The organism is Streptomyces sp. NPDC005281, assembly GCF_040607495.1.
In the GTDB taxonomy this organism is placed as follows: Bacteria; Actinomycetota; Actinomycetes; order Streptomycetales; family Streptomycetaceae; genus Streptomyces.
The window spans coordinates 336,641-362,456 of the sequence record NZ_JBEXGX010000003.1 but is presented as its reverse complement, the minus strand read 5'-3'; the positions used below and the strand labels follow the sequence as shown (position 1 = coordinate 362,456).

Here is a 25,816-nt window from a genome sequence, read left to right as displayed (position 1 = left end):
TGGCGCATGCGGACGTAGCTCAGTTGGTAGAGCGCAACCTTGCCAAGGTTGAGGTCGCCAGTTCGAACCTGGTCGTCCGCTCAGTGAAGAAGAAGCCCCCGACCTCGGTCGGGGGCTTCTTCTTGTGCAAGGACCTCGTCGTGCGCGCCGCCCCGGCCAAAGATCCACAGGACCGTCCGGCACGGGCGCCCGCTGGACCCGGCCGGCGGCCGGGCCCAGCGGGCGGGGTCAGGACCAGCTGACGCCCGTCAGACGCTCGTACGCCTCGATGTACTTGGCGCGGGTGGCCTCCACGACGTGCTCGGGCAGAGCGGGCGGCGGCTGCTCGCTCCTGCGGTCCCAGCCCGACTCGGCGGAGGTCAGCCAGTCGCGGACGTACTGCTTGTCGAAGGACGGCTGCGCGTGGCCCGGCTCCCACGCGTCGGCGGGCCAGAAGCGGGAGGAGTCCGGGGTCAGCACCTCGTCGGCGAGCACGAGCGTCTCGCCGTCGTAGCCGAACTCGAACTTCGTGTCCGCGAGGATGATGCCCCGGTCGCGGGCGATGTCACGAGCGCGGCTGTAGATGGCGAGGGTCGCCTGGCGCAGCTCGGCCGCGGTGTCGGCGCCGACCTGACGCGCGACCTCCTCGTACGAGACGTTCTCGTCGTGCTCGCCGACCGCGGCCTTGGTGGCCGGGGTGAAGATCGGCGCGGGCAGTTCCGAGCCGTCGACGAGACCCTCGGGAAGCGCGAGCCCGCAGACCGTACGGGTCTCGTCGTACTCGGCGAGGCCCGAGCCGGTCAGATAGCCGCGGGCGACACATTCGACCGGGGCCATCCGCAGGGACTTGCAGATCAGCGTGCGGCCGGCCCAGTCGGCCGGGGCGCCCGGCGGGAGTTCGGTGCTCAGCACGTGGTTGGGCGCCAGTTCCGAGAGCTGGTCGAACCACCACAGGGAGAGCTGGGTGAGCGTGCGGCCCTTGTCGGGGATCTCGGTGGGGAGAACCCAGTCGTAGGCGGAGATGCGGTCGCTGGCGACCATCACGAGGTCGCCCGCCTCGTTCTGGTACAGATCACGCACCTTGCCGGTGTGCAGATGTACCAGACCCGGCACCTGGAGGGGCTCGGGCTTTTCGACGAATCCGGACACGGTGCCTCCCCGTGGTTCTGTCCAAGTGGCTCGATTCTCCCGTATGGGACGAGCGGCCGTGGACAGGGGGGCGGACCGGGCGGGTACGGGCGCCCCGGCGCGGGTGTGTCGGGGCGGCGCCTGGCGGGGCTTCCTCAGTCGTGTTTGCAGATGCGGTCGAGGAGATTGGCCGTCGCCCGCTGGATACGGGGGTCCACGTGGCCGGGGCGGTCGAGGGCCGGGGACCACGCGAACGTTCCGGACGCGAAGACCAGGGCGCCGGACGGGGCGCGGTATAGCGAGGTCTCCTGATGGCGCGGGACGCCCTCGCTGTCCGGGTACGGAGAGTGCGCCAGCAGGATCCGGTCCTGGTGCTCGGGCAGTGGGGTGCGCGGGAAGTAACGGTCCGCCTCGCCGGCGACCATGCCCTCCACCTCGTCGCCGTCGTGCGCCCCGGTCGCCTCCCACAGCCAGTGGTCGGCGTTGCGGACGATCAGAGGGTTCGGCTCGGGGACGCGCCCGGCGTACTGGATGCCGATGAGCTGCTGCTCCGGGCGGTCGATCTCGCGCCACAGGACGGGCTTGCCCGGGCCCCGGCGCTTGCGGCAGGTCAGCAGCCGGTCGGCGACACCCGACGGGGACGGCCCCAGTTCCACCTGCCAGTACATGGTGTTGGCGGACAGGAAGACGAGCGAGGTGCCGTGCTCCCGGGCGAGTTCCGTGGTGCGGCGCATCTGCGGCGACCAGTACTCGTCGTGGCCCGGGAAGACCAGGCCGCGGTAGCGGGTGGGGTCGACGCGGCCGGCGTGCAGATCGCGGGCGTCGGCGTAGGCGAGGTCGTATCCGTAGCGCTCGGCCCAGCGGATGAAGTCGTAGGCGTGGCCCACGTGCAGGGGCAGGCCCGCGCCCGCGTACGGGCGGTCGAACGAGACGGTCGTCGCGGCGTCGGCCTCGCCGAGCAGACGGCCGTTCTCGTCCCACGCGTGGTAGAGGCTGGCACCGGTGTGGCCGTCCTCCGGATACAGGTTGTACGCCTGCCAGGTGATGTCCGGGAGCAGCAGGAGCAGGTCGGCCGTCTGGTGGTTGCGGACGGTGAAGGGGACGTGCGAGCGGTAGCCGTCGAGGGTGGTGAGGACGGCGACATAGGCCCCGACGTTCCAGTAGGACGGGATCTGGAGGCGCCAGGACAGCCACCAGTGGTGGCAGGAGACCGTGCGGTCGGCGGTGAGCGGCGGCGGCTGGACGATCCCGGACAGCCGGGGACTCGTGGTGATCTTGCTGGCGCCGTCGCCGCCGTAGTGGCCGATGCGGTAGATGTCGACGCTGAACTCCTGCGGCGGGTCGACCGTGACATGGAAGTCGATGGACTCGCCGGGAGCGGCGGCGCCCGTGCTGGTGAAGCCCTTGATCTGCCGGTGGACGTCGTCGGCGGAGCGGGGGCCTCCGGGGCCGGTGCGCGGACGGGTGCGGGAGGTGGAGCGCGGGGCCGGGATCCGGGAGGCGCCGGCCGCCGGCTGGGGCGCTTCGGTGTCCAGGTACCAGGGGACGACATGGCCGGTGTCGTCGAAATAGGTCTCACTGCCGCGGAGCCAGGGAACGGGTCCCAGGCCGAAGGGATCCGTGACGGCGTGCGCGAGTGCTCCCGACTCCCAGCGGCGGATCTGCTCCGATCCCATGCCCGCACCCCTCCCTCGTGCCCCCGTCGTACTGGCAAGCCCTTGCGCCGTGCTCGATCGGTCCCAGCACATCACATTACGCACGCACTCCGTCACCGTTCGTCGCGAATTGGCGTGAGTGGAACGGATGGCTCCATCTCGTCCGGGGCCACTGCGAACCGTGGGGTGTACGAAGAGCCGGGACGGGGACGGTGGGGCGGCCGCCGGGCGGGCCGCCGTCAGACCAGGCGGACCGGTTTCTCCGGGCGGACGCCGAGATGGCGGAGCCAGTCCCGCAGGGGCGTGGGGTCCCCCGTCTCTATGAGGGTGAGGACGCGGGGGCCGATGTCGGCGGCCCGCTCACCGCCGACGAGGAGGGAAGGCCCGTCCAGCCAGTCGAGTCCGGGGAGCGCCCCGGCGGTGTCCATCGCGGCACAGCAGACCATCGCCGTGACATGGTCGGCCAGCAGCTCACGGCCGGTCCTGGGCGGCTGGAGGGGGAACAGCGGAAGCATCCGGTCGTCCCAGAGGTCGTGATCGGCGCCCTGCTGACCGGCGTTCCCGGCGGGCCGGGACGTCGCCGGGGCGGACGCCTCCTCGCGGGCCACCTCCGCGGTGAGCCCGGCCGCGAGGGCCGCCGACCGTTCGTTCCCCACGGCGAGGTCGGGGTCGTCGCTCTCGGAGATCCCCATCTCCCCGTACGCCTCCGTCCGGTGCTCGGAGAGGGCGGCCGCGGGGCCGGGGTCCTGGGCGGGAGCGGCTCCCTGCGGCGCGGACAGGTGGTCCAGCACGCGGGCCAGGGTCGGTCCGTCCGCCTCGGGCAGCGCGGGGTCGGCGGGGTGGCGTACGCCGAGCGCGTCCAGGACCCGGTGGAGCCGGGCCGCGTCGGTGCGCCACTTCCGGTCGACGACCTCGTCCGGGTAGTCCTGCCAGTCGACCGGCGCCCAGTCGGGGCCGGCCTCGGCGGGACCGCCGTGGAAGAGGCGGGCGGCGAGCAGCGAAGTGGCCTCGTCCACGGTGCCGGGCTCTTCGAGCAGGTCGCAGGCGGGGCGCTCGCCGAGCCGGGAGGTGAAGCCCTCGGCGAGACGGTCGCGGCGGGACAGCTCGGTCAGGGCCGCGACGACGCCGACGTCCAGCCGGGAGGGCCAGCGGCCCATCCGCCAGGCGGGCAGCGCGACACGGGTCAGCAGACGGTCCCAGCCCGCGTACGCCAGGCCCACCTGTTCCTGGGCGACGATCCGCACGCCGTAGTCCACGGCCTGGGCGCGCTCGGCCGCCGCGGACGCCACGGCCCGCTCCATCTCGGCCGCGTGGTCCCGGCAGCTGCGCAGCATGAGACGGGTGGACCAGCCGACGCCGGCCAGGACCGTGCGGGACAGCGGGCCGCGGCCGGGCGCCGAGGCCACGGCGACGGCGGCGTCCAGACCTCGGACGAAGCGGCGGGCCGCGGCTATGTCCGGGTGCGCGGACGGGCCCGTACCGGCGACGACGGGGGCGAGGACCGCCCGCAGTTCACCGACCCGCATCCACCACAGGAAGGGGGAACCGATGACGAGGACGGGGGCGGCGGCGACCCGGGCGGCACGGCCGGTCAGCGCGGTCACCGGACCGCTTCCGGCCGGGCTTCGGCGCCCGCCGTCCGGCTCGTCCCGCCCGCCCTGGGAGAACCGGCCGTGCGCCCGGTGGGTGCGGTCCTCCAGCCAGCTGTCGCAGTCCGGGGTGAGCGCTATCGCGGAGGGCGCGGGGACGTCGAGACGGTCGGCCAGGTCACGGACCATGCGGTAGAGATCGGGGGCCGATTCCTCGGGGATCGGGACCGTGGGGCTCATCGCGGGCCGGGCGCGGGCCACGACGAGCGCGACGCCCGCGGCCGCGAGGAGGACGAGAACGGCGAGGACCGTCACGATCCACCCCGCGATCCCCCAGGGCCTGCCGGTGACACGGCCGGTGGCGGCGCCCACGAGCAGCACGACGGCCGCGGCCGCGGGCAGCAGGGCGACGGCCAGCGCCCTGCTGCGGACCCGCAGCACAGCGAGAGCCCGGGAGCGCGCTGCCTGCGCGCCCACCTCCACACCCGTACCGGTCACGACCGGACGTCACCCCCTCTTGTCCGCCGGTCCCCGGCCTTGTCGCTGCCGGTGCCGACGGATGCCCTGGCGTTGGTCACTCCCCCACTGTGGCACCCGCCACCGACATCGCAATGCCGGTGGGCCAAGTGCCGGAATGCCTTCGCCGCACCCTAGTTGGGGCCCCGGCCCTCGTCAGCCGGATAGGGCATCGGTCACTCGATGGAATGGCTCTGGGGAAAGGTGGATGACGCCAGGCCCTGGACGCGCTTCCGGTTCCGTACAGAAACCCGCAGGTGGAAGGGCCTGGACGCGACAGGGCAAAGCCCCGGATTCCGTACGGAGTCCGGGGCCCGGTGCTGCTATGGGGGCCGGCGGCTATGCCTCGGTCGCCGCCTTCGCCGCGATGTCGGTGCGGTGCTGCGAACCCTCCAGGCCGATGCGGGCGACGGCCGCGTAGGCGCGCTCGCGGGCCTCGGTGAGGCCGGATCCGACCGCTGTGACGGACAGCACACGGCCGCCCGCGCTCACCACCGCTCCGTCCTCGTGCCGGGTGCCGGCGTGCAGGACATACGCGTTCGGGGCGTCCGTGGCGGCCACCTCGTCGAGTCCGGTGATCGGGTCGCCGGTGCGCGGGGTGTCCGGGTAGTTGTGCGAGGCCACGACGACGGTGACCGCCGCCTCGTCGCTCCAGCGCAGGGGTTCCAGATCGGCGAGGGTGCCGTTCGCGGAGGCCAGCAGGACTCCGGCGAGCGGGGTCCTCAGACGGGCGAGGACCACCTGGGTCTCGGGGTCGCCGAAGCGGGCGTTGAACTCGATGACCCGCACACCGCGGCCGGTGATCGCCAGACCGGCGTACAGAAGTCCGGAGAACGGGGTGCCGCGGCGGCGCAGTTCGTCGACGGTCGGCTGGAGGACGGTCTCCATGACCTCGCCGACGAGCTTCGGGTCCGCCCACGGCAGCGGCGAGTACGCGCCCATGCCGCCGGTGTTCGGGCCCTCGTCGCCGTCGAGCGCGCGCTTGAAGTCCTGGGCGGGCTGGAGCGGGACGACGGTCGTGCCGTCGGTGATCGCGAAGAGGGAGACCTCGGGACCGTCGAGGAACTCCTCGATGACGACACGGTCGCAGGCGTTGGCGTGCGCCCGCGCCGCCTCGAGGTCGTCGGTCACGACGACGCCCTTGCCGGCCGCCAGTCCGTCGTCCTTCACGACGTACGGCGCTCCGAACGCGTCGAGTGCCTCCTCGACCTCCTCCGGCGTCGCACAGACGTACGAGCGTGCCGTGGGGACGCCGGCACCCGCCATCACGTCCTTCGCGAACGCCTTGGAGCCCTCGAGCTGCGCGGCCTCCCCGGAGGGGCCGAAGCAGGGGATGCCCGCCGCGCGCACGGCGTCGGCGACACCGGCGACGAGCGGGGCCTCCGGGCCCACGATCACCAGTTCGGCGCCGAGTTCCGTGGCCAGCGCGGCCACGGCGGCGCCGTCGAGGGCGTCGACCGGGTGCAGCTCCGCCACCTCCGCGATCCCGGCGTTCCCGGGAGCGCAGTGCAGGGCGGAGACGTCGGAGTCGAGGGACAGGGAGCGGCACAGGGCGTGTTCGCGGGCGCCACCACCGATGACAAGGACCTTCACGGGGTCAGCCTAACCGCCGCAGGCGGCTGCCCTTGTGCGGGCTTCCGAATCGAGGCGCCTACGACACTGGTGCGATCCTCCATAAACCGGCGCCGAGGTCACCCCGACGGCGAGGTGAGGCCGCACCCCGACGGCTGACGTCGTACGGACGGCATCCACGACTTGGTGGACGGTGCAGGGTGCCCGGCGGGCGGCGTTGGAGGTATGGCCGGGCAGCGCCTTTGGGCACCACCGGGCGGCGCCCTGAGCCCGGCGGAGGGCATCCGGACCGGCGGGTGGCGTCCCACACGCTGGGGTCGGGCATCCCAAGCCCCGGTGGACGGTGTCCGGAGTCTGGGCGGGACCGGGCCTGGAGGCCGGCGGTGATGCCCCGCGTCACAGGCGTCGGCATCCCTCGCCCGGCGGACAGCGTTGGACACCTGGCAGACAGCGCCCGGCGCCAGGAACCCCGGCGGGCGGTATCCGGAGCACCGGTGGACAGCGGCCGCAGGGGTGCACTGGGGCCCGGCAGAGGCGTTCGGGGGGCCGTTGGTCCGGCCGGTGTCCCGCGTCCCGCTGGGGCGGCATCCCGGGGCCGGTGGAGGCGTTCGGGGGCCGGGGTCCGATGGTGTGGTCCCGCGTCCCGCAGGGTTGCTTCCGGGGGCCGTGGGTGGGTGGCCGGGGCGGTGGCCCCTACTCGTTCGTGAACTCCTCGACCACCGTCGCCCCGAGTTCGCGGACGATCAGTTCGTGGCCCGAGAGGGCGGATTCGTCCAGGTCGGGGTCGTCGTCCTCGGGGGTGTCGTCCTCCGGGGCGACCGGCGGAGGCTCGTACGCCCGGGCGGCCTGCCCGGACGCGGCCATGCCCTGGGCCTGGGGACGGCCGGCGGCCGGGCCGGACTGCGGGGCCGAGGGGCCGGAGGCCGGACCGGACGCCTGCTGCGCCGCGGGGCGCTGGCCGGCCGGAGCTCCGCCGTACCCACCGCCACCGCCGTAGCCGCCGCCACCGCCTCCGAACCCTCCGCCCGCCGGGGCGGACGCAGGCGCCGAGCCGCCCGAGGCGTCCACGATCGCCTCGACCTTCCACTGCACGTTGAACTGTTCCGCGAGCGCCTGCCGCAGCACGTCCTCGCTGCCGCTGCTCGCGAAGTTGTCCCGCGCTCCGGCGTTGACGAAGCCGATCTGGAGGGTCGTGCCGTCGAAGGCGGTGACCTGCGCGTTCTGGCTGAGCAGGATCCAGGTGAACCGGCGGCGGTTCTTCACCGCCTCCAGGATGTTCGGCCACAGCACCCGGGGGTCGAGGCCGCCCGGGGCCGCGGCGGTGGCCTGGGGCGCTCCGGGAGCCGCGGGGGCGGCCGGAGGAACGGCGGCGGACGCGGGCGCGGGCGCGGACTGCGCCGGAGGGCGGCCGCCGCCAGCGGGGGCCGCCGTGGGCCAGCCGCCGGGGCGCCGGCCGCTGCCGGCCGCCGTGGCGGTGGGCCAGGCACCGGGTGCGGCCCCCGCGGGGGCGTCGGCCGGGGCCGCCGGCTGCTCGGGCGCCACGGCTGCGGACGCGGGCGCGCCCGTCGGAGCCGGGGCGGTGTAGGTCGCGGCGGGAGCCACGGGCGCGACTGGCGCGGCGGCGACAGGAGCGGGCGCGACGGGCGCGACGCCCGGCACGGCGCCGGTGCCCTCGCCGGCTCCCGTCTGTCCGGGGCCCTGTCCGGCACCGGGTCCGGCACCCTGTCCCCGGGCCGCGGCACGAGCGGCGGCGAGGCCACCCCCCGGAGACACCGGAGGCACCGCGGGCCCGGCCTGCGCCTGGGCCTGCGCCTGGGCCTGCGCCTGCGGCTGCGGGACCGGCGCAGCGCCGTGCGCCTCGGGTCCGGGCACGTAGCCCATGGCGGGGGCGGTTCCGCCGCCGGAGAAGTTCACCCCGCGCTCGATGCGGTCGAGGCGGGCCATGAGGGACCGCTCGTCCCCGTAGGCGGCGGGCAGCAGAACGCGGGCACAGATCAGCTCGAGCTGGAGGCGCGGCGAGGTGGCCCCGCGCATCTCAGTCAGCCCTTCGTTGACGAGGTCGGCGGCCCGGCTCAGCTCGGCGGCGCCGAAGACCCCGGCCTGTGCCTGCATGCGCTCCACGACGTCGACCGGGGCGTCGATGAGCCCCTTCTCCGCCGCGTCCGGGACGGCGGAGAGGATCACCAGGTCCCGCAGCCGCTCCAGCATGTCGGCGACGAAGCGCCGCGGGTCGTTGCCGGCCTCGATGACGGTGTCCACGACCTCGAAGGCGGCGGCGCCGTCCCCGGCCGCGAACGCCTCGACGACGGCGTCCAGCAGGGAGCCGTCGGTGTACCCGAGCAGCGAGGTCGCCATGGCGTACGTCACACCGTCGTCGGCGGCACCCGCCAGCAGCTGGTCCATCACGGACATGGAGTCACGCACGGACCCCGCGCCCGCCCGTACGACGAGAGGCAGCACGCCGTCGGCGACGGGGATGCCCTCCTGGCCGCAGACCTCGCCCAGGTACTCGCGCAGGGTGCCCGGCGGCACCAGCCGGAACGGATAGTGGTGGGTCCGGGACCGGATCGTCCCGATGACCTTCTCGGGCTCGGTCGTGGCGAAGATGAACTTGAGGTGCTCCGGGGGCTCCTCGACGACCTTCAGCAGCGCGTTGAAGCCGGCCGACGTGACCATGTGGGCCTCGTCGATGATGTAGATCTTGTAACGACTGCTCGCGGGTCCGAAGAAGGCCTTTTCCCGCAGGTCACGGGCGTCGTCCACACCACCGTGCGAAGCCGCGTCGATCTCGATGACGTCGATGGAGCCCCGGCCGCCGCGGGCGAGGTCCTGACAGGACTGGCACTGGCCGCACGGGGTCGGCGTGGGGCCTTGCTCGCAGTTCAGGCAGCGGGCCAGGATGCGCGCGCTCGTCGTCTTGCCGCATCCGCGCGGACCGCTGAACAGGTACGCGTGATTGACCCGGTTGTTCCGCAGCGCCTGCGACAACGGGTCGGTGACATGCTCCTGCCCGATGACCTCGGCGAACGACTCCGGGCGATAGCGGCGGTACAGCGCGAGAGACGACACGTCTACGAGGTTATAGGCGCCCACTGACATCAAGGACCGTCCTGAGCGCATCCCGGGCGCGACTGCGACGCCGTCCGGTCGCGGGCCGGGGCGATGCGATCAGGTCGGGCGATGACCCCGAGCGCGATCAGGCCGGGCGACCGCCCCGGGAACGCAAGCGCCCCCCACGCACCCGCCAGAGCCGACCTACCCTTGCTGCCTTCCGGCCCTGGGGGAGTTCAGTCAGATAGCGCCACGTGAGGGGCTCCGCAAAGAGTACAGGATCCCCGGGGCGGGGAACGAGTTCGCGAGCACTCCTCAACGTCTTGTATTGTTTGCCCCGGAGGATTCGCCTAGTGGCCTAGGGCGCACGCTTGGAAAGCGTGTTGGGGGCAACTCCTCAGGGGTTCGAATCCCCTATCCTCCGCCAGTGCCTCACCGGGCACGATGTCGAAGGGCCCCACCGCGAGGTGGGGCCCTTCTTCGTTGTCCGGCCCCGTTTCCGGCACGGTCGGAGTTTTCCCGGGTTCCGGGCAGCTCCCAGAGGGAGGCTCCGACCTACTGCACGACCTTCCGGAGCATCGGCCCCGTGACGTGTATGTACCGAGCGCACATCCGGGCCGCTCCCCCGGGCTCCCATCCCATGATCGCGTCGACCACGACATCCAGGACGCCGAGGATCAGGAATACGGTCGCCTCTGTGTGACGAGCGTCATGCGGCCGCCCCTCCCGAACGCCCGCATCCCGAAGAAGCCGCTTCCAGACATGGAAGTCCGTGTTCGGGCTCAGCGGTCCACCGCGTCGGGCAGTAGCCGGCCTTCCGGCCGCATGGATCGGCCCCACAGCCGTGCGCGTCCTTGGGCCGAAGCCCGTTCTTCCGGATACGGACGTATCCCGCGTCAGGTCGACGTCTTCCCAGTGGAGCCCGAGCGCCAGGGCGACCACCAGCCGGTGCCGGCGAAACGCCAGTGGGACAGGACGAGGACGGTGTCCGGGTCGGGCAACGGGTGGCCCGCCTCGACGGCACGTTCGCGGGTGCGGGCCTCGTTGTGGTCGGCGCGTTCCTGGCGGAGGTCGCCGGGCGTCTCGGCGAGAGCGGCGGCCGAGCGGATGGCATCGGTGAGGAGTTGGGTGGCCCAGGCCAGGTGCGCGCCATCGTGTCCTTGAGCGTGACACTCGGCTCTGTCGCACCCCTGAGGAAGATGTGTCCCGAGGCCCGGCGCGTCATCGGATGCGCCGGGCCTTGGGGGGCGGGCGGCCTCAGCTGGTGAAGGTGAAGTACTTCCAGGAGCCGTTCGTGGTCGAGTTCACGGTGTCGTTCGAGGAGTTGTTGATGTAGGACGACCGCACGCGCATCGAGTAGCCGGTCTGGTGCGTGCCGCCCAGCTGCACCACCGACTTGCCCGTGGAGTCGAGGTTGAAGTAGCTGTATCCCGCCGACCGCCAGGCTCCGCCGGAGTAGATCTGGAGCTCCAGCTTCTGCGCGCGGCTGGGGTAGGCCGTCATCGTGGTCGTGAGAAGCGGGTTGGTCGTCTTCCGGAAGTAGTACTTGGTGTACCCGTTGACCGTGGCCGTCTTGTAGTGGCGGCTCAGGCTCAGCGACACCTTGACCTTCGCGCCCACCCAGCTCGAGGCCGTCTTCGGGGCGGTCCGCGCGTCGCCGGAGAAGGACGCGCTCACCGTGGTGTCGCGCTTCAGGGGCAAGGTGACCGCCAGGTTGCCCCCGCTGTTGACCGTGCCGGTCTTGACCAGGTACTTGCCCTTGCCGTCGCCCGCGGTGTCCGCGTAGAGCGAGAGCGTCCGGTTCTTGTACGTCGTGCCGAGGTGGGCGGTGAACGTCACGTTACTGGCGTAGTCGTAGACGGTGCCGTTCTTGTTCACGGTCAGGGTCGGCGAGGTCCGGGAGACCTCGACCGTGTCCGAGGCGGAGGCAGCCGTGCGATCGGCGCCGCCGGCATAGGAGACCTTGTACGTGACCTTGCTGCCCGCGGGCGGGGTGTCGGTGAAGGAGAAGGTCCCGTCCGCCTTCACCGTCGCGGCCGGGAGCGCCTTGCCGTTCGGGGACTCCAGGTCCGTCCGGGTGACTGCGACGGTGGTCCCCGCGGGCAGCCCGAGCGTGTTCGTGACCTTGCCGGAGACGGTCAGCGACTTGGCACGGCCGGCCGTCGCCGGGGCATTCACCGTGATGCCGGTGACGGCCTTGCCGGGGTCGGTGACGACGCGCAGACGGTACTTGCTCTGGAGGTTGCGTGTGACCGCGAAGAGCCGGCTGCTGTCGGGCGCGAAAGCGAGGTCGCCGTGGTCGAGCAGGGTCTCTTGCGCGACTCCACCCTGTTCGTCGGTGAAATTGGCGGTCCGCCTCGGGGCCGTGCCACCCGGCTTGTAGATGGACACTTGGGGGGAGAAGTTGGCGTAGGTGTCGGTGCCCACCGCGACGAGGCCGTCCGGCGCGACATCCACCGACCGTTGTGCCCAGTAGCCGCTCGGATACCTGATGGTCTCCGACAGGTCCGATGTCCGGAAGACCTGCTGGAAGTCGCCCGCCGTGGTGGCCACCACCAGCTCTGTGCCGTCCGGGGTGAGCGCCAGGTCCTCCGCGGTGTTGCCGATGGCGGCGTCCTGCCCGCCGAGGAACGCGGTCCGGCCGGCCGTGCCGGACGACACGTCATAGATGCCGAGGGTGAAGTAGTACTCACGCGACCCGGCCGCCAGGGTGTCGGGAGCGCCGGGTGCCGAGTCCAGCAGGGGCGCGTCCTTCCACGTCCCCTCGGCCTCCTGGGCGAGCGAAACCCGCGTCTGCCCGCCGGACAGGTCGAGAGAGCCGATGTTGCCGTGACCGACGCTGCCGTAGCCGAACCAAAGTTTGCCGCCCGCGAGCGCCAGGTGCTGCGGATCCGTGCCGTCACCCGTCGCGTACCGCCCAGCCTGGGTGACCGTCGCCGTGTCGATGGCCACGATCTCATCACTTCCCGGCACGGCGACGTAGACCGTTGCCGAGTCGGCGGAAAGCTCCAGGCCGTCAGCCCCCGGCAGCGAGGTGACCGTCCCGATGACGGTGCCGTTGTAGTCGGTGGCAACGACCTTGCCTCCCGACGGGTCACTGATGAAGACCCGCTTGTGAACGCCGTCCACGATGATGTCGCCGCTGGACGTGATGGGCAGCGCGGCGCTGCTGTCGGCGACGGCAGGGCCCGCGGCCGACCCGATCAGGGCGACGGAACCGAAAGTGACCGCGAGAGCTGTTGCGGCCGAAATGGTGCGCACACGCACAGTGATGCAACCCCCACTAGGAAGACAAGACTGCTCACAAGACCCCTGGAGCCCCTTCAGGGTTGTACGGCACACCTGCGCAAGTCTCCGCAGGTCCCAGTGCATGCCGCCCAGGATCCGGGCACCTTCGCAGGCGCGCGCTCGGATCGCTGCGATCGGGGTCGAGCGGGTCGCAGATCGCGGCCGGCCGTGGGTGTCCGAAAACACTCGTCAGACACGCGTTGTAGCTTGCCCCCATGACCGACAACCAAAGGGGCAATGCCGCGTAGGCGCCCGGCAGCCCTGCGGGGCGACCTCTCCATTCGTCCTTGGAGACGGCGACGGTACCCGTTCCTTGATCGGCTTTCGGGATCCTGCACTGCCACTGACGTCGAAGGGCCCCGCTGCTTGCAGCGGGGCCCTTCGACGTTGTCCGGACCTCGTCGTCCGTGCGTGCGGCGCCCCGAAGCCGCCGCCGGGCGATGACCCGGTGGTCGATGCGGCTGGACGGGTGTAGTTCGGCGCCTGCCTCCGGCGCCCTCCGCCCGGAGCGCCGGGCCGCCGGATTGCATGGGCCTGCGCCTCGGCGCGGGGCGTGCCGGCGTCCTTCGCGGCTCCGGATCCGACGTAGGAAAGAGCGCAATGGCAGAGCACGACGCTCGCAACCGCACTGGCCGCAGCCCGCTTCTCCGCGGGCTCGCCGCCGCCGTGCTCGCGGCCGGCATGCTGGTGACCGCGGCGGGACCCGGATACGGGACCGGCGCGGCCACCCCGTCACCCGGCCCACAGTTCACGCCGTTGACGGCGGCGGGGATGACCGAACCGACGCCGTTCGTCGCCACGGACGGCAGGACGCACCTCTCGTACGAGCTGCTCACCACGAGCGCCCTGTCCACCAGCACGTCGGTGCGGCTCGACCGGGTCGACGTCCGGGACGCCCGCACGCACCGGGTCGTCGGCTCGCTGAGCGGGCGGGCGCTGGCCGAGGCCGCCAATCCGGTGGGCGACCCCCTGCCGGGTGCCGACGGGTACACCCCGGCGCCCCCGGCGCCGACGCCGACCGTCATCCAGGGCTCCCAGCAGTGGATCATCTGGCTCGACCTGACCCTCGACCGCGGCCGGTCGGTGCCCAAGGTCCTCGAGCACCATCTCTCGGGTGCGGTCCTGGCCCCCTCCGGCCCCTCCGCCTTCGAGGAGACGGTGCAGGCCACCCGGACCTCCGGGACCCCGCCGTTGAACCTGAACCCGCCGGTCCGTCCCGGCACCTGGTACTCCAGCGAGTCGTGCTGTGGCAACACCCACCACCGGCGCGGCCTCGCCCCGATCAACGGTCGCTTCGACGTGCCGCAGCGCTTCGCGATCGACTGGTACCGGGTCGGCGAGCAAGGGCAGGCCTGGGAAGGCGACCCCACACGGCTCGCCAGCTACCTGAGCTACCGTCAGCCGGTCGTGGCCGCGGCCGGCGGCAGAGTGGTGGAGGTCAGGGACGGAATCCCGGACAACCCTCCGCCCGTCACGCCGACCGTCCCGCCGATCGAGGACACCGTCGGCAACCACATCACCGTGGAAGTCGCGCCGGGCCGCTATCTGCTCTACGCCCACCTGGAAGCCGGCTCGCTGCGCGTCCGGGAGGGCGACCGCGTCGGCTCCGGCCAGGTCCTCGGGCTGATCGGCAACAGCGGCAACTCCACCACGCCGCACCTGCACTTCCAGGTGATGACCACGGCCGAGTTCTTCCCGACCGACAGCCCGCCGTTCACCTTCCGGCAGTTCCGCGTCGTCGGACAGGTCGAACCGCGGATCTGGGACGACAACCTGGGCCTGCAACCGACCGGCGTCCTGCCGATCACGCCCTCGCCGTACGACGGCCCTCACCGTGCGCGGTATCCGCTCGACCGCGAGGTGCTGAAGTTCTGACCGGACTCCGGTCGGACCGACGGCAGGACGCCGGCCGCCGGCCGCCGGAGCGTAGGACTCTCATGCTCCGTTCTGCGGGACGGCCCAGGGGCGCCCGCCCCTGGGCCGTCCCGCCGTGCTCCGCCTGTCAGCCCGGCGCCGCGAACGAATCACCAGGCAAGAGCTCCCCCGTCCGGTCCGTCGGCCTCCGCAAGTCCACTGCGGAAGCCGGGGCACCGGCCTGTCGACGCACCGCGCACCGCCCATCAAGGACTCGCGACACAAATGATCGTCGTCTTGGTCTTGGCCCAGTGGGCGGACATACACCGTGGTTCAGGTCCGTTCAGGCGAGCTGCCTGAACTGCCACGCGAACGTCCACGGACGGCCCGGAACGGCCTCGGGTCTCCGGGCGGGCTATTCGCGGGCGAGCATGGCCTGCGCCTCGGTTTCGAGGTCGATGTACGGTTCGCCGCTGACGTCGACGGCGACGCGGTGGAGGGTGGCGCCCGTGAAGGTCCAGGGGCTGGCGCCCGGGTAGTGGTCGCTGACGGCCTCACCGCCGTCGCGGCCGATGTTGAGCCCTTCACCGGCGAGGGTGAAGCGGCCGGGCTGGGTCTTGATGCGGCCTTCGCCGACCTTGTGGTCGCCGTGGTAGAGGCTGAGGATGCCGGTGGCGACGCCCGGCGCGACCTCGCCGTCCTTCTCGAAGGACGCGGCGAGGATGAGCTTCTCGCCGGTCGGGAGCTCCTCGGCTGCGGTGATCAGCTGGTGGTCCGTGCCGAGGAAGTTGTAGACGTAGTGCAGCCGGTCGTCGCGGACGAACAGGGCGTGTCCGCCGAAGCGGCCGCCGTGGGCGAACAGCACGCCGGAGGCACCGGGCCCGGGGATGTCCACGAGGGCGCCGACGGCGTAGGAGCGATTGCGGATGTTGACCGCGACCGCCTCGGGCACCTCGGAACCGCCCGGCCGGTAGGTGTAGCGGTTGCGGGGCGGGGTGAGCTGCGGACGGGGAGTGGAGAGGATCTCCAGTGCGGAGCGGTCGTCCAGCGGCAGTGCCTGGTTGACGCCGGCCTCGTAGAACCACAGGCCGATCAGTTCGGTGAGACGCTGGGGTTCCTGCCGGGCGAGGTCGTGGAGCTCGGAGCGGTCCTCCTCGGTGTGATAGAGCTCCCAGGTGTCCTGGCCGTAGTTGCCCCAGCCGCTGATGGCGGGGTGGGTGGTGACCGCCTTCCAGCCCTGGTGCCAGATGCCGCGGGTGCCGAGCATCGAGTAGAACTGCGTCGAGCGGGCGGACTTCACGGCGGGCGCGTCGAAGGAATAGCGCATGCTGACGCCCTGGAGCGGCACCTGGACGTGCCCGCGGACGGACTCGGGCATCTCCACGCCGATGCAGTCCAGGACGGTGGGGACGATGTCGACGGCGTGGTGGTACTGGGTCCGGACCTCGCCCCGGGAGGCGATGCCGGCCGGCCAGGAGACGATGCACGGGTCGCAGGTGCCGCCGTTGAAGGAGTACCGCTTCCACATCTTGAAGGGCGTGTTGAAGGCCATCGCCCAGCCGTTCGGGTAGTGGCCGTACGTCTCGATGCCGCCGATCTTGTCGATCATGGCCAGGTTGTCGTCGATGTCGTCGGCCACGTTGTTGAAGAACTTGTTCTCGTTGACCGAGCCGTTCGGGCCGCCCTCGCCGGACGCGCCGTTGTCGGACACCACGACGAAGATCGTGTTGTCGAGCTGGCCGATGTCTTCCAGGTAGGCCATGAGTCGGCCGACCTGGTCGTCGCAGTGCGAGAGGAACCCGGCGTACGCCTCGGCCATCCGCGCGAACAGGCGCCGCTCGTCCGCGCTCAGCTCCGCCCACGGCCGGGTGTAGTCCAGGGCGGGGAACGGCTCCCCGCCCGGCCCGGTGCGGGTCCCCGGGGTGCCGATCGGGTTCAGCGGCGGCAGCTCGGTGTTGGCGGGCACCAGGCCGAGTTCCTTCTGCCGGGCCAGGATCTCCTCGCGCATCTCCTCGTAGCCCGCGTCGAAGCGGCCCCGGTACCGCTCGATCCATTCCTTCGGCGCCTGGTGCGGGGCGTGCGCGCAGCCCGGGGCGTAGTAGAGGAAGACGGGCCGTTCCGGTGCGATGGCCTTGACGTCGTCGAAGTACTGGATCGCCTTGTCGGTGATGTCGACGCCGAAGTGGTAGCCCTCCTCGGGGGTGGCGGACTGTTCGACCGGGTGGTTGTCGTGGACGAGGTCCGGGTACCACTGGCTGGTCTCGGCACCGAGGAAGCCGTAGAAGCGCTCGAAGCCGCGGCCGAGCGGCCAGCTCCGGCGGGTGGAGGCGAGGTTCATCTCGTCCTCGGGGCACAGGTGCCACTTGCCGGTGACGGCGGTGCTGTAGCCGCGCTCGACCAGGACTTCGGCGAGCGTCGCGCACTCGGGCGGGATGTGGCTGTTGGCGTTCGGGAAACCGATCGCGGCCTCGCTGATGCACGCCATGCCGTTGGTCGTGTGGTTGCGCCCGGTCAGCAGCGCGGAGCGGGTCGGCGAGCACAGCGCGGTGGTGTGCCACTGGGAGTAGCGCAGTCCCCGGGCGGCCAGCCGGTCGATGTTGGGGGTCTCGATCGGCCCGCCGTAGCAGCTCATTCCGCCGAATCCGACGTCGTCCAGCACGACGTAGACGACGTTCGGCGCTCCCTCGGGAGCCTTCGCCTGCTCGTACGCCGACCAGTCCGGCACCGAGTCCCGCACGTCCAGGTTCACCACACCGCGAAACACCCCGGCCACCGCACACCGCCTTCCGGATCGGCCCCGCGCCACCGTGACGGGCACAGGCCACCGGCGCCCATCCTGAGGGGACGTCAGGTCGTGTGCAGCCGGGGTGAGCCGCCCGGGTGAGCGGGCGTCAGCGGATGACGCAGCGGAAGCCGAGGTGGCAGGTCGCGGTGTCCTCGCTCTGCGCCTGCCGGGCCGCGGGACGGTAGCGCAGGCAGTAGGTCGGCGCGCACAGGTGCGAGCCGCCCTTGATCACCCGTCGCGGAAACCGCTCCGGTGCGGGCCCGCCGGGGCCGGGGGGCCGCGGGACGTCGACGCGCGGGTTGCGCGGTGCGCAGCAGGCGCTGGGTGCGGGGTCGCGATGGCGGCTGGTGTAGTGGTCCGCGGTCCATTCCCAGACGTTGCCGGCCATGTCGTGCAGGCCGTAGCCGTTGGGCGGATAGGAGCCGGCCGGGGTGGTTCCGGGGGCGGGGTTGGTCCTGCCCGCGGGCAGGTACTCCCACGGGAAGCGGCCGTGCCAGGTGTTCGCCATCCGGCGCCCCCTGGGAGCGAAGTCGTCGCCCCAGGGGAAGACGGCCGAGTCGAGACCGCCCCGGGCGGCGAACTCCCACTCCGCCTCCGTGGGCAGATCCTTGCCGGCCCAGTCCGCGTAGGCGCGGGCGTCCTCGTGGGCGACCTGGGTGACCGGGTGACGCTCGCGCCCGTTCGTGGTGCTGCCCGCGCCCTCCGGGTGACGCCAGGACGCGCCCGGGACGTAGCTCCACCATCGGCGCCAGTCGTCCAGGCCGACGGGGGTGGAGGCCATCCGGAAGACCAGCGCCCCGGGCACGAGTTCGGCCGGATCGGCACCGGGATAGTCGACCGCGTCGAGGGGACGCTCCGCCACGGTGGCGTAGCCGGTCGCCTTCACGAAGCGCCGGAACGCGGCCACGGTGACCGGGTGCTCGTCCATCCAGAACCCGTCGACGGAGACCGGGTGAACCGGCCGTTCCTCCGGATAGAAGTCGTCCGAACCCATCAGGAATCCGCCACCCGGGATCCGCACCATCCCCCGGGCGGGTGCCGGGAGCGGGCGTCGCGCAGTCGTCGTCATGACGCCGACGGTGCACCAGCCACGGCCGGGCCGTCCCGGCAACACACCCGGTGCCGCCCCGACACACCCCTCAGGGGACGCGTCAGTCGATCTTCACCTTCTTCGAGACGGTGATCTCGTCGATGTCGCTGGTGCGGACCGTGACCTTCATCGTCCAGGTGCCGGGGAGGGGGAGGGTGAGGCCGTCGGAGGTCCAGTAGCCGCCCTTGTCGGTGATCTCCGCGTCGATCGGGCCGATCTTCTGTGATTCCAGGGTGAAGGTCAGACGCACCTCGGGGACCGTCGCGAGGCCGCCGTCGGGACCGAGGATCACGGCCTGCACGGAGTTCTGGCCCACCTGGCCGGGCGTCAGCTCGATCTGGACCTTGCCGTGTCCGCCCGGGGTGCCGACGTCGAAGGGGACCACGGTCGTCTTGGAGGTCACCCGGCGCACGGCCGCCACCGCGTCGGCGCTCTCCGTGGCGGCGCGGCCCGGCTGCGTGCCGGTCAGCATCGTCGTGATCACCAGCACCACGACGCCGACGGTGACCTCGGCGAGCACCGAGCGGCGCAGGCCCTGGTGGTACCCGGTGTTCCCCGGACCATCCGTGTTCCCCGGACGGTCTGCTTCCCCCGGACGGTCTGTTTCCCCCGCACCGCCCGTGGCCTCCGGACCGTCCGTGGCGCCCGGACCGTCCATGGCGCCCGCACCGTCCGTGGACCCCGCGTCATCCGCCGTCCCGGCTCCCGCCGGATCCTCGGCCGTGGACCCGTCCGCCGTCACCGTGACCGGCACACGTACGGCCGGGACGGTGGCGGGGGTCTGTGCCGTCGCCAGCCGGGCCGTCCAGCGGCGCGAGAACGCGGCTCCCGCCAGGAGCAGCGCCACCAGGGCGACCTTCACGGTCAGGAGCCTGCCGTACGACGTCGTGGTCAGGGCGTCCCAGGAGCCGAGACCGCGCCAGGACTGGTAGACGCCGGTGACCGCGAGGACGGCGACCGAGGTGAGGGCGAGCCGGGAGAACCGGGTGACGACGGACGGGGAGACCGGTTCGGCGGGACGGTGGAGGGCGGCCAGCAGGGCGGCCAGACCTCCGAGCCACACCGCCATGGCGAGCAGATGCAGCACGGAGGAGACCATCGCCACGGGGACCTGGATCCCGGCGGAGGCGTGCTCCGAGGCGGCCCAGGTGACCGCCAGGGCCAGGGAGAACAGCGCGCCGAGCACGAGGGTGCCACGGCCGGCTCCCCCTTCCCGTACCGGCACCCGGGGGGGTACGAAGGCCACGGCGGCGAGCAGTGCCAGTCGCGCCACCAGCACGATGCCCGGCCGGCCCGCCAGGGTGTCGCTGAGGCTCGCCGCGTCGAAGACCCCTGACACGCCGGTGCCACGCTCGTAGGGGCCGCGCAGGAGGAGCAGTGCGAACGTGGAGCCGAGCAGGATCCACCAGCCGGTCACCAGGAGACGCCGTACGGACCCGGGGAAGCCGCAGCCGAGCACGAACGTGACCGCGCCGATGAGCAGGGCGAGTCCGCTGTAGGCGGCGTAGCGGGCGATGTCGTAGAGGGCGGAGGACACGGGATCGCCGGCGGTCGGCGGCAGCGGGGCGGGCGTCGCGGAGGGTTTGCCGACGGAGAAGGTGAAGGCGCCGGAGACCGGGTGGCTGTCCGCCGAGACGACGCGCCAGGCCACGGTGTACGTGCCGTCGCCCAGGCCTCGCGGCAGGGTGACCCCCGCGGTGTCGGAACGGCCGTCCGCGTGCTCCGCCTCGCCGGTGCGCACGCGCCGGTTCTCCGGGTCGAGCACGCGGAAGGAGTCGTCGAACAGGCCGATCGACTCACTGAACGTCAGGGTCACCCGGCGGGGCGCCGACTTCAGCACACTGCCGTCCTGCGGATCGGTGCCTGTCAGCGCGGCGTGCGCGGAAGCGCCGCTCACGCCGCCGAAGAGCACCAGGACCAGGACACCGCCCAGCAGGGCCAGGGCCCTGGCGCCGAGCCGCCGCTCTCGCTGCCGGTTTCCGTTCACACACCGTCTCCGTATCCGCATGTCCAGAGTCTCGGTCATGTACGGATACGGGCCGCGTCCGGCTCACCTCGGCGCCGTCCGGCCCCTCTCGAAGGCCTCGCGCGTCAGGAAGGCGAGCCGGGCGCGCTTCTCGGGCAGGTGGACCTCCGGCAGGTCGATCGCGGGGAGCACGATGTCCCCGGCGGCGACGAAGCCCTGCCGGGTCAGCCGGGCGATGGCCCTGGTGTTGCGGGCGTCGGGTTCGACCACGGCCCGCCGCCGGTCCAGGCCGGTGAGCGCGTACGCCAGGAACGCCGTCAGCAGCGTGGACGACCAGCCCGGCCGCGCGCCGGCGCCGGGTGCGGGGGGCCCGATGAGCAGGTGGACGCCGATGTCGCCGGGCCGGACCTCGTAGCACTCGGCGACCCGGTCGGCCTCGGGCTCGTAGGTCTGGAAGAGCGCGGCCGGTACGCCGTCCTTGACGGTGAGGAAGGCGTGGTGGGTGTCGAGCGAGTCGAGGTGCAGATAGGTCTCCAGCACCTGCTGCCTGGTGAACCCGGTCATCCCCCAGTACGCGGCCCGCTCGCCGGTGACCCAGCCGTGCACCACGTCGAGATCGGCGTGCGGGTCCAGGGGCAGCACGCGGACCGTGCCGAAGTCCTCGGTCCGCTGCTCGTGGACGGCCGCGCGGGCGTCGGCGTACGTCTCGGTCGTCTCGGTCGTCTCAGTCGTCTCAGTCGTCTCAGTCGTCATCGCTCTCCTTGGTCAGCGTGTTCCAGTCGGTGGTCACCCGGGCGAGATCTCCCTTGAGCCACAAGGGGAGTTGATCGCGGTGGTGGGCTTCGCCGGGAACGCCGTCCGCTCCGAAGGGGACCACCCACAGGCTGTTGTCGCGGTCGGCGAGGTCCCAGACGTACCGGGCCGCGGGTCCGCGGGCGCTCAGGTCGGTCAGCCCGGGGAGCGACGAGGTGGACAGGACGCAGTCGTTGTCGCCGGACAGGGCCGGTTCGTCGTCGTCGGCGCCGGTGAGCGCCCGCCAGGGGGCGAGGCGATGGGTGTCGCCCCAGGTGCCGGACACGGGACCCGCGGCCACTTCCTCGACGGCCGCCCGCACCAGCGCGTCACGGTCGATGCCGTACGGCTCCCCCGCCGTCAGCAGGTTCTCCAGGGCGAAGGCGACGCGCGGGGTGAGCGCGAGCCAGGGCAGGAACACGGCCGGGTGGGCGGGCGGTTCGGCCAGGACCGCGAGGGCCGGGTGCGCCACGAGCCGTCGTACGACCGCGTCGCGCACCCGTGCGTACAGCGCGGCCGTGCCGCTGCCGGCGTCCATGTGCCGGTTCCAGCGCAGGAGTTGGTCGCGCAGGTCGGCCGCGGGGCCGGAGAGCTCCAGTCCGGCCAGCGGGTCGAGCAGGGCCGCCGCGGAGGCGAGACGGGTGTCCATGTGGATGGCCGGCATGTCCGCGGCCGACAACGCCAGTCCTGTGTCGAGCAGTTGGCGGATGCGGTCGGCGCGGTGGGGCGGTGCGAACTCGACCCCGAGCGGGGCCGCGGGGCCGCGCTGGTTCGCCATCACGGCGAGTCCGTCCTCGACCTGGCCGTACGGCGTCTCGTGCCGGCCGGTCCATTCGTGGCCGGCCTCCCACGCGTTCACCACCCGGACCCGGTTGGCGGCGTCGCGCACCGGGACCCGGCCCGCGACGCGGTGCAGCACCCCGCCCTCGGTGTCGGCGGCCTGGACGACGTTCACCGGCTCCGCCCAGGCGTCGAAGGCCCGGTCCACGTCGGCGACCCGGCGGGCGCGCAGCAGTGGCAGGAGCGCGCCGAATCCGAGGTCCGCCGTCACACGGGGCGGGTAGCGCAGGCTGATGGACTCCTCGGCGCCGGGGCCCCCGATCACGACGGGTCCGCGCGCGGTCTCGGTCACCTCGACCTCGACGCTCTCGCCCCCGGCCACCTCGATCCGTTCCGTGTGCCGCTCCGCGGTCCGCCACACACCGTCGGGGCCGAGGGCTTCGACGCTCGCGCCGTTCCCCGCGTCCCCGAACCGCAGCCGCTCCCGGTAGAGGTCCTGGTAGTCGGCCATCGCGTTGGTGATCGCCCAGGCGACGGTTCCGGTGTGGGCGAAGTGCGCGATGCCCGGGACACCGGGGACGGCGAGGCCGACGACGTCGAACTCCGGGCAGGAGAGGCGGATCTGCTGGTAGACGCCGGGTTCCTCGATGAAGCGGTGCGGGTCACCGGCGATCAACGCCTTCCCGGTGGTGGTGCGTTCACCGCTCACCAGCCATCCGTTGCTGCCCGCCGTGCCCGGCCCGTCCATGGCGAACAGGCCGACCGCGTCCGCGCCGAGGTGCCGTGCGACCTCCTCGCGCCACAGCTTGGCGGGAAACCCGGCGAACAGGATGTGGGTACCGAGCCAGACACCCATCGGGCTCCAGGGCTCCCAGCGCCCCGGGACGAGCCCGCTCGCCGCGAACTCGGGTGCCCGCGCGGCGCCTTCGGCCAGTCCGGCGTTGACTCCTTCGACGTACGCGACGACCCACGCGGCGGTCTCGGGGTCGCGTTCCTCCAGGGAGGCGAAGCAGTGCCGGGCGGTGTCGTCGAGCCGGGCCTGCCGCGCGAACCGGTCCCAGCCGACGGACTCGGCGCCGAGGAACGCGGCCGAGGTGCCCTGGGAACGGTGCCGTTCGACCTCCAGCTGCCAGGCACGGTCCAGCGCGGTGACCCGGCCCTGGGCGTGGGCGAGTTCGAGGGCGCCGCCGGCGCGCAGGTGCGGGATGCCCCAGGTGTCACGGTGGATCTCGGCTGTCACGGTTCATCCCCAGTCACGTCAGGTTAAGTTAGGCTAACCTAATTCAACTCTCGGGGATCGTACGTCGCGGGTGAAGACCCGGTGAAGCGGGGCGGCACGACGGCCGCGACCGGGCGGCCCGCCGCCGTACGCGGGATCATCGGTCCATGGACGTCACGCTTCACCTCGCCCAGCAGCCCGAGGCCGACGAACTGCTCGGCCGCAGTCCGCTCGCTGCTCTGGTCGGCATGCTCCTTGACCAGCAGGTGCCGATGGAGTGGGCCTTCGCGGGCCCGTACACGATCGCCCGCCGGATGGAGGCCGACGATCTCGACGCACACGAGATCGCCTCGTACGACCCGGAGAAGTTCGCCGAGCTGCTCTCGGCCAAGCCCGCCGTGCACCGCTATCCCGGCTCGATGGGCAAGCGCATCCATCAGCTGTGCCAGTACCTCGTCGAGCACTACGACGGAGACGCCGCCGCCGTCTGGAAGGACGCCGGGACCGGCGCGGAGCTCCTGCGCCGCCTCAAGGAACTCCCCGGCTTCGGTCCGCAGAAGGCACAGATCTTCGTGGCCCTCCTCGGCAAGCAGCTCGGTGTCGCCCCCGAGGGCTGGCGCGAGGCGGCAGGCCCGTACGGCGAAGCCGGGTCCTTCCGCTCGGTCGCCGACATCACCGGCCCGGAGTCCCTCACCAAGGTCCGCACCCACAAGCAGGAGATGAAGGCGGCGGCGAAGGCCGCCCGCGGCTGACCCGGACCACGCGCCCCGCGTCCCGCTCCTGCGCCGCGTCCGCCCGCCGGCCGGTCCACCCGTCCGGGACCCGTCCACCCGCTGGTCCGCTGGTCCGTCCGTCCACCCGGCCGTCCACCTGTCCACCCGGCAGGCCGCCCCGCCGCCAGGCCGAGCGGCGGACAGCGGTGTCAGCGGCGCTTCCGGGCCGTTCCGAAGAGCGACCGGGTGACCTCCCGCCCGATCTGCGTACCCACCGACCGCGCCAGGGACTTGAACAGCCCGCTGCCGACGACCTGCTCGACGACGGAGGGCTCCTCCTTCGGCCGGCTCCGGCCGAAGGAGCGCTCCTCCTCGGCCCCGCCCCGCCGCCCCGAGGAGGGCGAGGAGGGCGAAGGCACCCCGGAGACCTGCGCCGCCGTCAGCTTCTCGTACGCCGACTCCCGGTCCACCGCCTGCGCGTACCGCCCGTACAGCGGCGACTCCCGCACCGCCCGGTCGAGCGCGCCCGCCTCCACGGGCCCCATCAGCGACCGCGGCGCGCGCAGCCGGGTCACCGCGACCGGCGTCGGAGCGCCCTTCTCGCTCAGCACGGTGACCACGGCCTCGCCGGTGCCGAGGCCCATGAGGACCTCCTCGAGGTCGTACGGGGATTCGGGGAACGTCTTCACGGTGGCCTTCAGCGCCTTCTGGTCGTCCGGGGTGAAGGCGCGCAGCGCGTGCTGGACCCGGTTGCCGAGCTGGGCGAGGACATCCGCGGGGACGTCCTTGGGTGTCTGCGTCACGAAGAAGACGCCGACCCCTTTCGAGCGAATGAGCCGGACGGTCTGCGTGATCGACTCCAGGAACGCCTTCGACGCGTCGGTGAAGAGCAGATGGGCCTCGTCGAAGAAGAAGACGAGCTTCGGCCGGTCGGCGTCGCCGACCTCCGGGAGGTCGTGGAAGAGATCGGCGAGCAGCCACATCAGGAACGTGGAGAAGAGCTGCGGCCTGTCCTGCACCGCGGGCAGTTCGAGGACCGAGACCACGCCCCGGCCGTCCGGCGCCAGGCGTGTCAGCTCGCTCGTGTCGAACTCCGGCTCCCCGAAGAAGGGACTCATGCCCTGCGCCTCGAAGGCTGTGAGCGAGCGCAGGATGACACCCGCGGTGGCGGTGGACAGTCCACCGATCCCCTTCAGTTCCTGCTTGCCCTCGTCCGAGGTCAGAAAGGCGACGACCGCGCGCAGGTCCTTGAGGTCGACCAGCTCCAGGCCCTTCTGGTCGGCGTAGTGGAAGATCAGGCCGAGCGACTGCTCCTGGGTCCGGTTGAGCTGGAGCACCTTGGACAGCAGCACCGGCCCGAAGCTGGTGACCGTGGCGCGTACGGGAATGCCGTGGCCGAGGCCGCCGAGCGCGTAGAACTCCGCCGGACAGCCGCCCGGTGTCCACTCCTGGGCGACCTCCCGGGCCCGCTCCTCGACCTTCTCCCCGGGCTCGCCGGGCGTCGAGATCCCGGAGACGTCACCCTTGATGTCGGCGAGGAAGACGGGCACACCCTGCGCCGACAACTGCTCGGCGATCAGCTGGAGCGTCTTGGTCTTGCCGGTGCCGGTGGCACCCGCCACCAGACCGTGCCGGTTGAGCATCGGCAGCGGGATGCGGATCTGCGCGTCGGGCAGGCACGTCCCGTCCCAGAGCAGCGCGCCGAGGTCCAGGGCGGGGCCCGCGAAGGCGTAACCGGCGGCGATCTCCAGCGCTTCCCGCGGGAGCGCGGGGGCACCGGGAGCCTGCTCGGGAGCGGTCGCAGCGGCAGCCGACGGCACGGTCTCGCTGTCACTCATA

14 protein-coding genes, 2 tRNA genes, 1 other RNA gene and 2 pseudogenes are annotated in these 25,816 nt (G+C 72.4%); 4 read left to right on the top strand and 15 right to left on the bottom strand.

Going from position 1 to position 25,816, the window contains the following annotated elements; translation table 11 throughout:
• The first annotated feature begins 8 nt into the window (after positions 1-8).
• Positions 9-81: transfer RNA gene (locus ABZV42_RS06775), tRNA-Gly, on the top strand.
• Positions 82-228: 147 nt separating this feature from the next.
• Here ABZV42_RS06775 and ABZV42_RS06770 read toward each other — a convergent pair.
• The 6 genes from ABZV42_RS06770 to ffs all read right to left on the bottom strand — a co-directional run bounded on the left by ABZV42_RS06770 (position 229) and on the right by ffs (position 9,757).
• A complete protein-coding gene (locus ABZV42_RS06770; protein WP_355984097.1) occupies positions 229-1,128 on the bottom strand; it encodes a phosphoribosylaminoimidazolesuccinocarboxamide synthase in 900 nt (299 codons plus the stop codon).
• Positions 1,129-1,262: 134 nt separating this feature from the next.
• A complete protein-coding gene (locus ABZV42_RS06765; RefSeq protein WP_355984098.1) occupies positions 1,263-2,783 on the bottom strand; it encodes a N,N-dimethylformamidase beta subunit family domain-containing protein in 1,521 nt (506 codons plus the stop codon).
• A gap of 218 nt (positions 2,784-3,001) precedes the next feature.
• On the bottom strand, positions 3,002-4,849 hold the full coding sequence (locus ABZV42_RS06760; RefSeq protein WP_355984099.1) for a hypothetical protein: 1,848 nt from the start codon (positions 4,847-4,849) through the stop codon (positions 3,002-3,004).
• 357 nt (positions 4,850-5,206) lie between these two features.
• On the bottom strand, positions 5,207-6,460 hold the full coding sequence (purD, locus tag ABZV42_RS06755; RefSeq protein WP_356051032.1) for a phosphoribosylamine--glycine ligase: 1,254 nt from the start codon (positions 6,458-6,460) through the stop codon (positions 5,207-5,209).
• A 672-nt stretch (positions 6,461-7,132) separates the two neighbouring features.
• Positions 7,133-9,508 carry a DNA polymerase III subunit gamma and tau gene (locus tag ABZV42_RS06750; RefSeq protein WP_356051030.1) on the bottom strand — a complete coding sequence of 792 codons (2,376 nt, stop codon included), beginning with the start codon at positions 9,506-9,508 and terminating at the stop codon, positions 7,133-7,135.
• A 150-nt stretch (positions 9,509-9,658) separates the two neighbouring features.
• Positions 9,659-9,757, bottom strand: an RNA gene (ffs, locus tag ABZV42_RS06745) — signal recognition particle sRNA small type.
• Between the two features lie 72 nt (positions 9,758-9,829).
• On the opposite strand from ffs, the gene ABZV42_RS06740 reads away from it, so the two are divergent.
• Positions 9,830-9,917: transfer RNA gene (locus ABZV42_RS06740), tRNA-Ser, on the top strand.
• Between the two features lie 128 nt (positions 9,918-10,045).
• Here the strand turns inward: ABZV42_RS06740 and ABZV42_RS06735 are convergent.
• From ABZV42_RS06735 to ABZV42_RS06725, 3 genes and pseudogenes are all read right to left on the bottom strand, one after another.
• A pseudogene (locus tag ABZV42_RS06735) lies at positions 10,046-10,417 on the bottom strand (site-specific integrase); the annotation flags it as partial.
• A 17-nt stretch (positions 10,418-10,434) separates the two neighbouring features.
• Positions 10,435-10,590: pseudogene (locus ABZV42_RS06730) on the bottom strand (replication initiation protein); the annotation flags it as partial.
• A gap of 157 nt (positions 10,591-10,747) precedes the next feature.
• Positions 10,748-12,751: an Ig-like domain repeat protein gene (locus ABZV42_RS06725; protein WP_356051029.1), complete on the bottom strand. Its 2,004-nt coding sequence runs from the start codon at positions 12,749-12,751 to the stop codon at positions 10,748-10,750.
• A gap of 627 nt (positions 12,752-13,378) precedes the next feature.
• Between ABZV42_RS06725 and ABZV42_RS06720 the strand changes: the two genes are divergently transcribed.
• Positions 13,379-14,653 (top strand): M23 family metallopeptidase, encoded by a 1,275-nt coding sequence (locus ABZV42_RS06720; RefSeq protein ID WP_356051028.1) that lies wholly within the window; start codon positions 13,379-13,381, stop codon positions 14,651-14,653.
• 394 nt (positions 14,654-15,047) lie between these two features.
• On the opposite strand, the gene ABZV42_RS06715 is transcribed toward ABZV42_RS06720, so the two are convergent.
• The 5 genes from ABZV42_RS06715 to ABZV42_RS06695 form a co-directional block, all read right to left on the bottom strand.
• The gene (locus ABZV42_RS06715; protein ID WP_355984104.1) at positions 15,048-17,405 is read right to left on the bottom strand and encodes an arylsulfatase; all 2,358 of its coding nucleotides are present in this window, start codon (positions 17,403-17,405) and stop codon (positions 15,048-15,050) included.
• 118 nt (positions 17,406-17,523) lie between these two features.
• Positions 17,524-18,486 carry a formylglycine-generating enzyme family protein gene (locus tag ABZV42_RS06710; protein ID WP_355984105.1) on the bottom strand — a complete coding sequence of 321 codons (963 nt, stop codon included), beginning with the start codon at positions 18,484-18,486 and terminating at the stop codon, positions 17,524-17,526.
• Between the two features lie 82 nt (positions 18,487-18,568).
• Positions 18,569-20,494, bottom strand: a complete 1,926-nt coding sequence (locus tag ABZV42_RS06705; RefSeq protein ID WP_355984106.1) for a copper resistance protein CopC — start codon at positions 20,492-20,494, stop codon at positions 18,569-18,571.
• Positions 20,495-20,557: 63 nt separating this feature from the next.
• Positions 20,558-21,226, bottom strand: a complete 669-nt coding sequence (locus ABZV42_RS06700) for a GNAT family N-acetyltransferase (RefSeq protein WP_356051027.1) — start codon at positions 21,224-21,226, stop codon at positions 20,558-20,560.
• Positions 21,216-23,285 carry a penicillin acylase family protein gene (locus tag ABZV42_RS06695; RefSeq protein WP_356051026.1) on the bottom strand — a complete coding sequence of 690 codons (2,070 nt, stop codon included), beginning with the start codon at positions 23,283-23,285 and terminating at the stop codon, positions 21,216-21,218. Before ABZV42_RS06695 ends, ABZV42_RS06700 begins: the two co-directional genes overlap by 11 nt.
• Before the next feature lie 146 nt (positions 23,286-23,431).
• On the opposite strand from ABZV42_RS06695, the gene ABZV42_RS06690 reads away from it, so the two are divergent.
• Positions 23,432-24,016 carry an HhH-GPD-type base excision DNA repair protein gene (locus ABZV42_RS06690; RefSeq protein WP_355984109.1) on the top strand — a complete coding sequence of 195 codons (585 nt, stop codon included), beginning with the start codon at positions 23,432-23,434 and terminating at the stop codon, positions 24,014-24,016.
• A gap of 170 nt (positions 24,017-24,186) precedes the next feature.
• Here the strand turns inward: ABZV42_RS06690 and ABZV42_RS06685 are convergent, their stop codons facing one another.
• Complete coding sequence (locus ABZV42_RS06685) at positions 24,187-25,815, bottom strand: helicase HerA-like domain-containing protein (protein ID WP_356051025.1); 1,629 nt, start codon at positions 25,813-25,815, stop codon at positions 24,187-24,189.
• Between the last annotated feature and the right edge of the window lies 1 nt (position 25,816).

Coding starts and splice junctions, on each gene's coding strand:
- ABZV42_RS06700 (WP_356051027.1), bottom strand. CDS start 21,226: ATGACGACTGAGACGACTGAGACGACTGAGACGACCGAGACGACCGAG.
- ABZV42_RS06765 (WP_355984098.1), bottom strand. CDS start 2,783: ATGGGATCGGAGCAGATCCGCCGCTGGGAGTCGGGAGCACTCGCGCAC.
- ABZV42_RS06710 (WP_355984105.1), bottom strand. CDS start 18,486: ATGACGACGACTGCGCGACGCCCGCTCCCGGCACCCGCCCGGGGGATG.
- ABZV42_RS06720 (WP_356051028.1), top strand. CDS start 13,379: ATGGCAGAGCACGACGCTCGCAACCGCACTGGCCGCAGCCCGCTTCTC.
- ABZV42_RS06690 (WP_355984109.1), top strand. CDS start 23,432: ATGGACGTCACGCTTCACCTCGCCCAGCAGCCCGAGGCCGACGAACTG.
- ABZV42_RS06685 (WP_356051025.1), bottom strand. CDS start 25,815: ATGAGTGACAGCGAGACCGTGCCGTCGGCTGCCGCTGCGACCGCTCCC.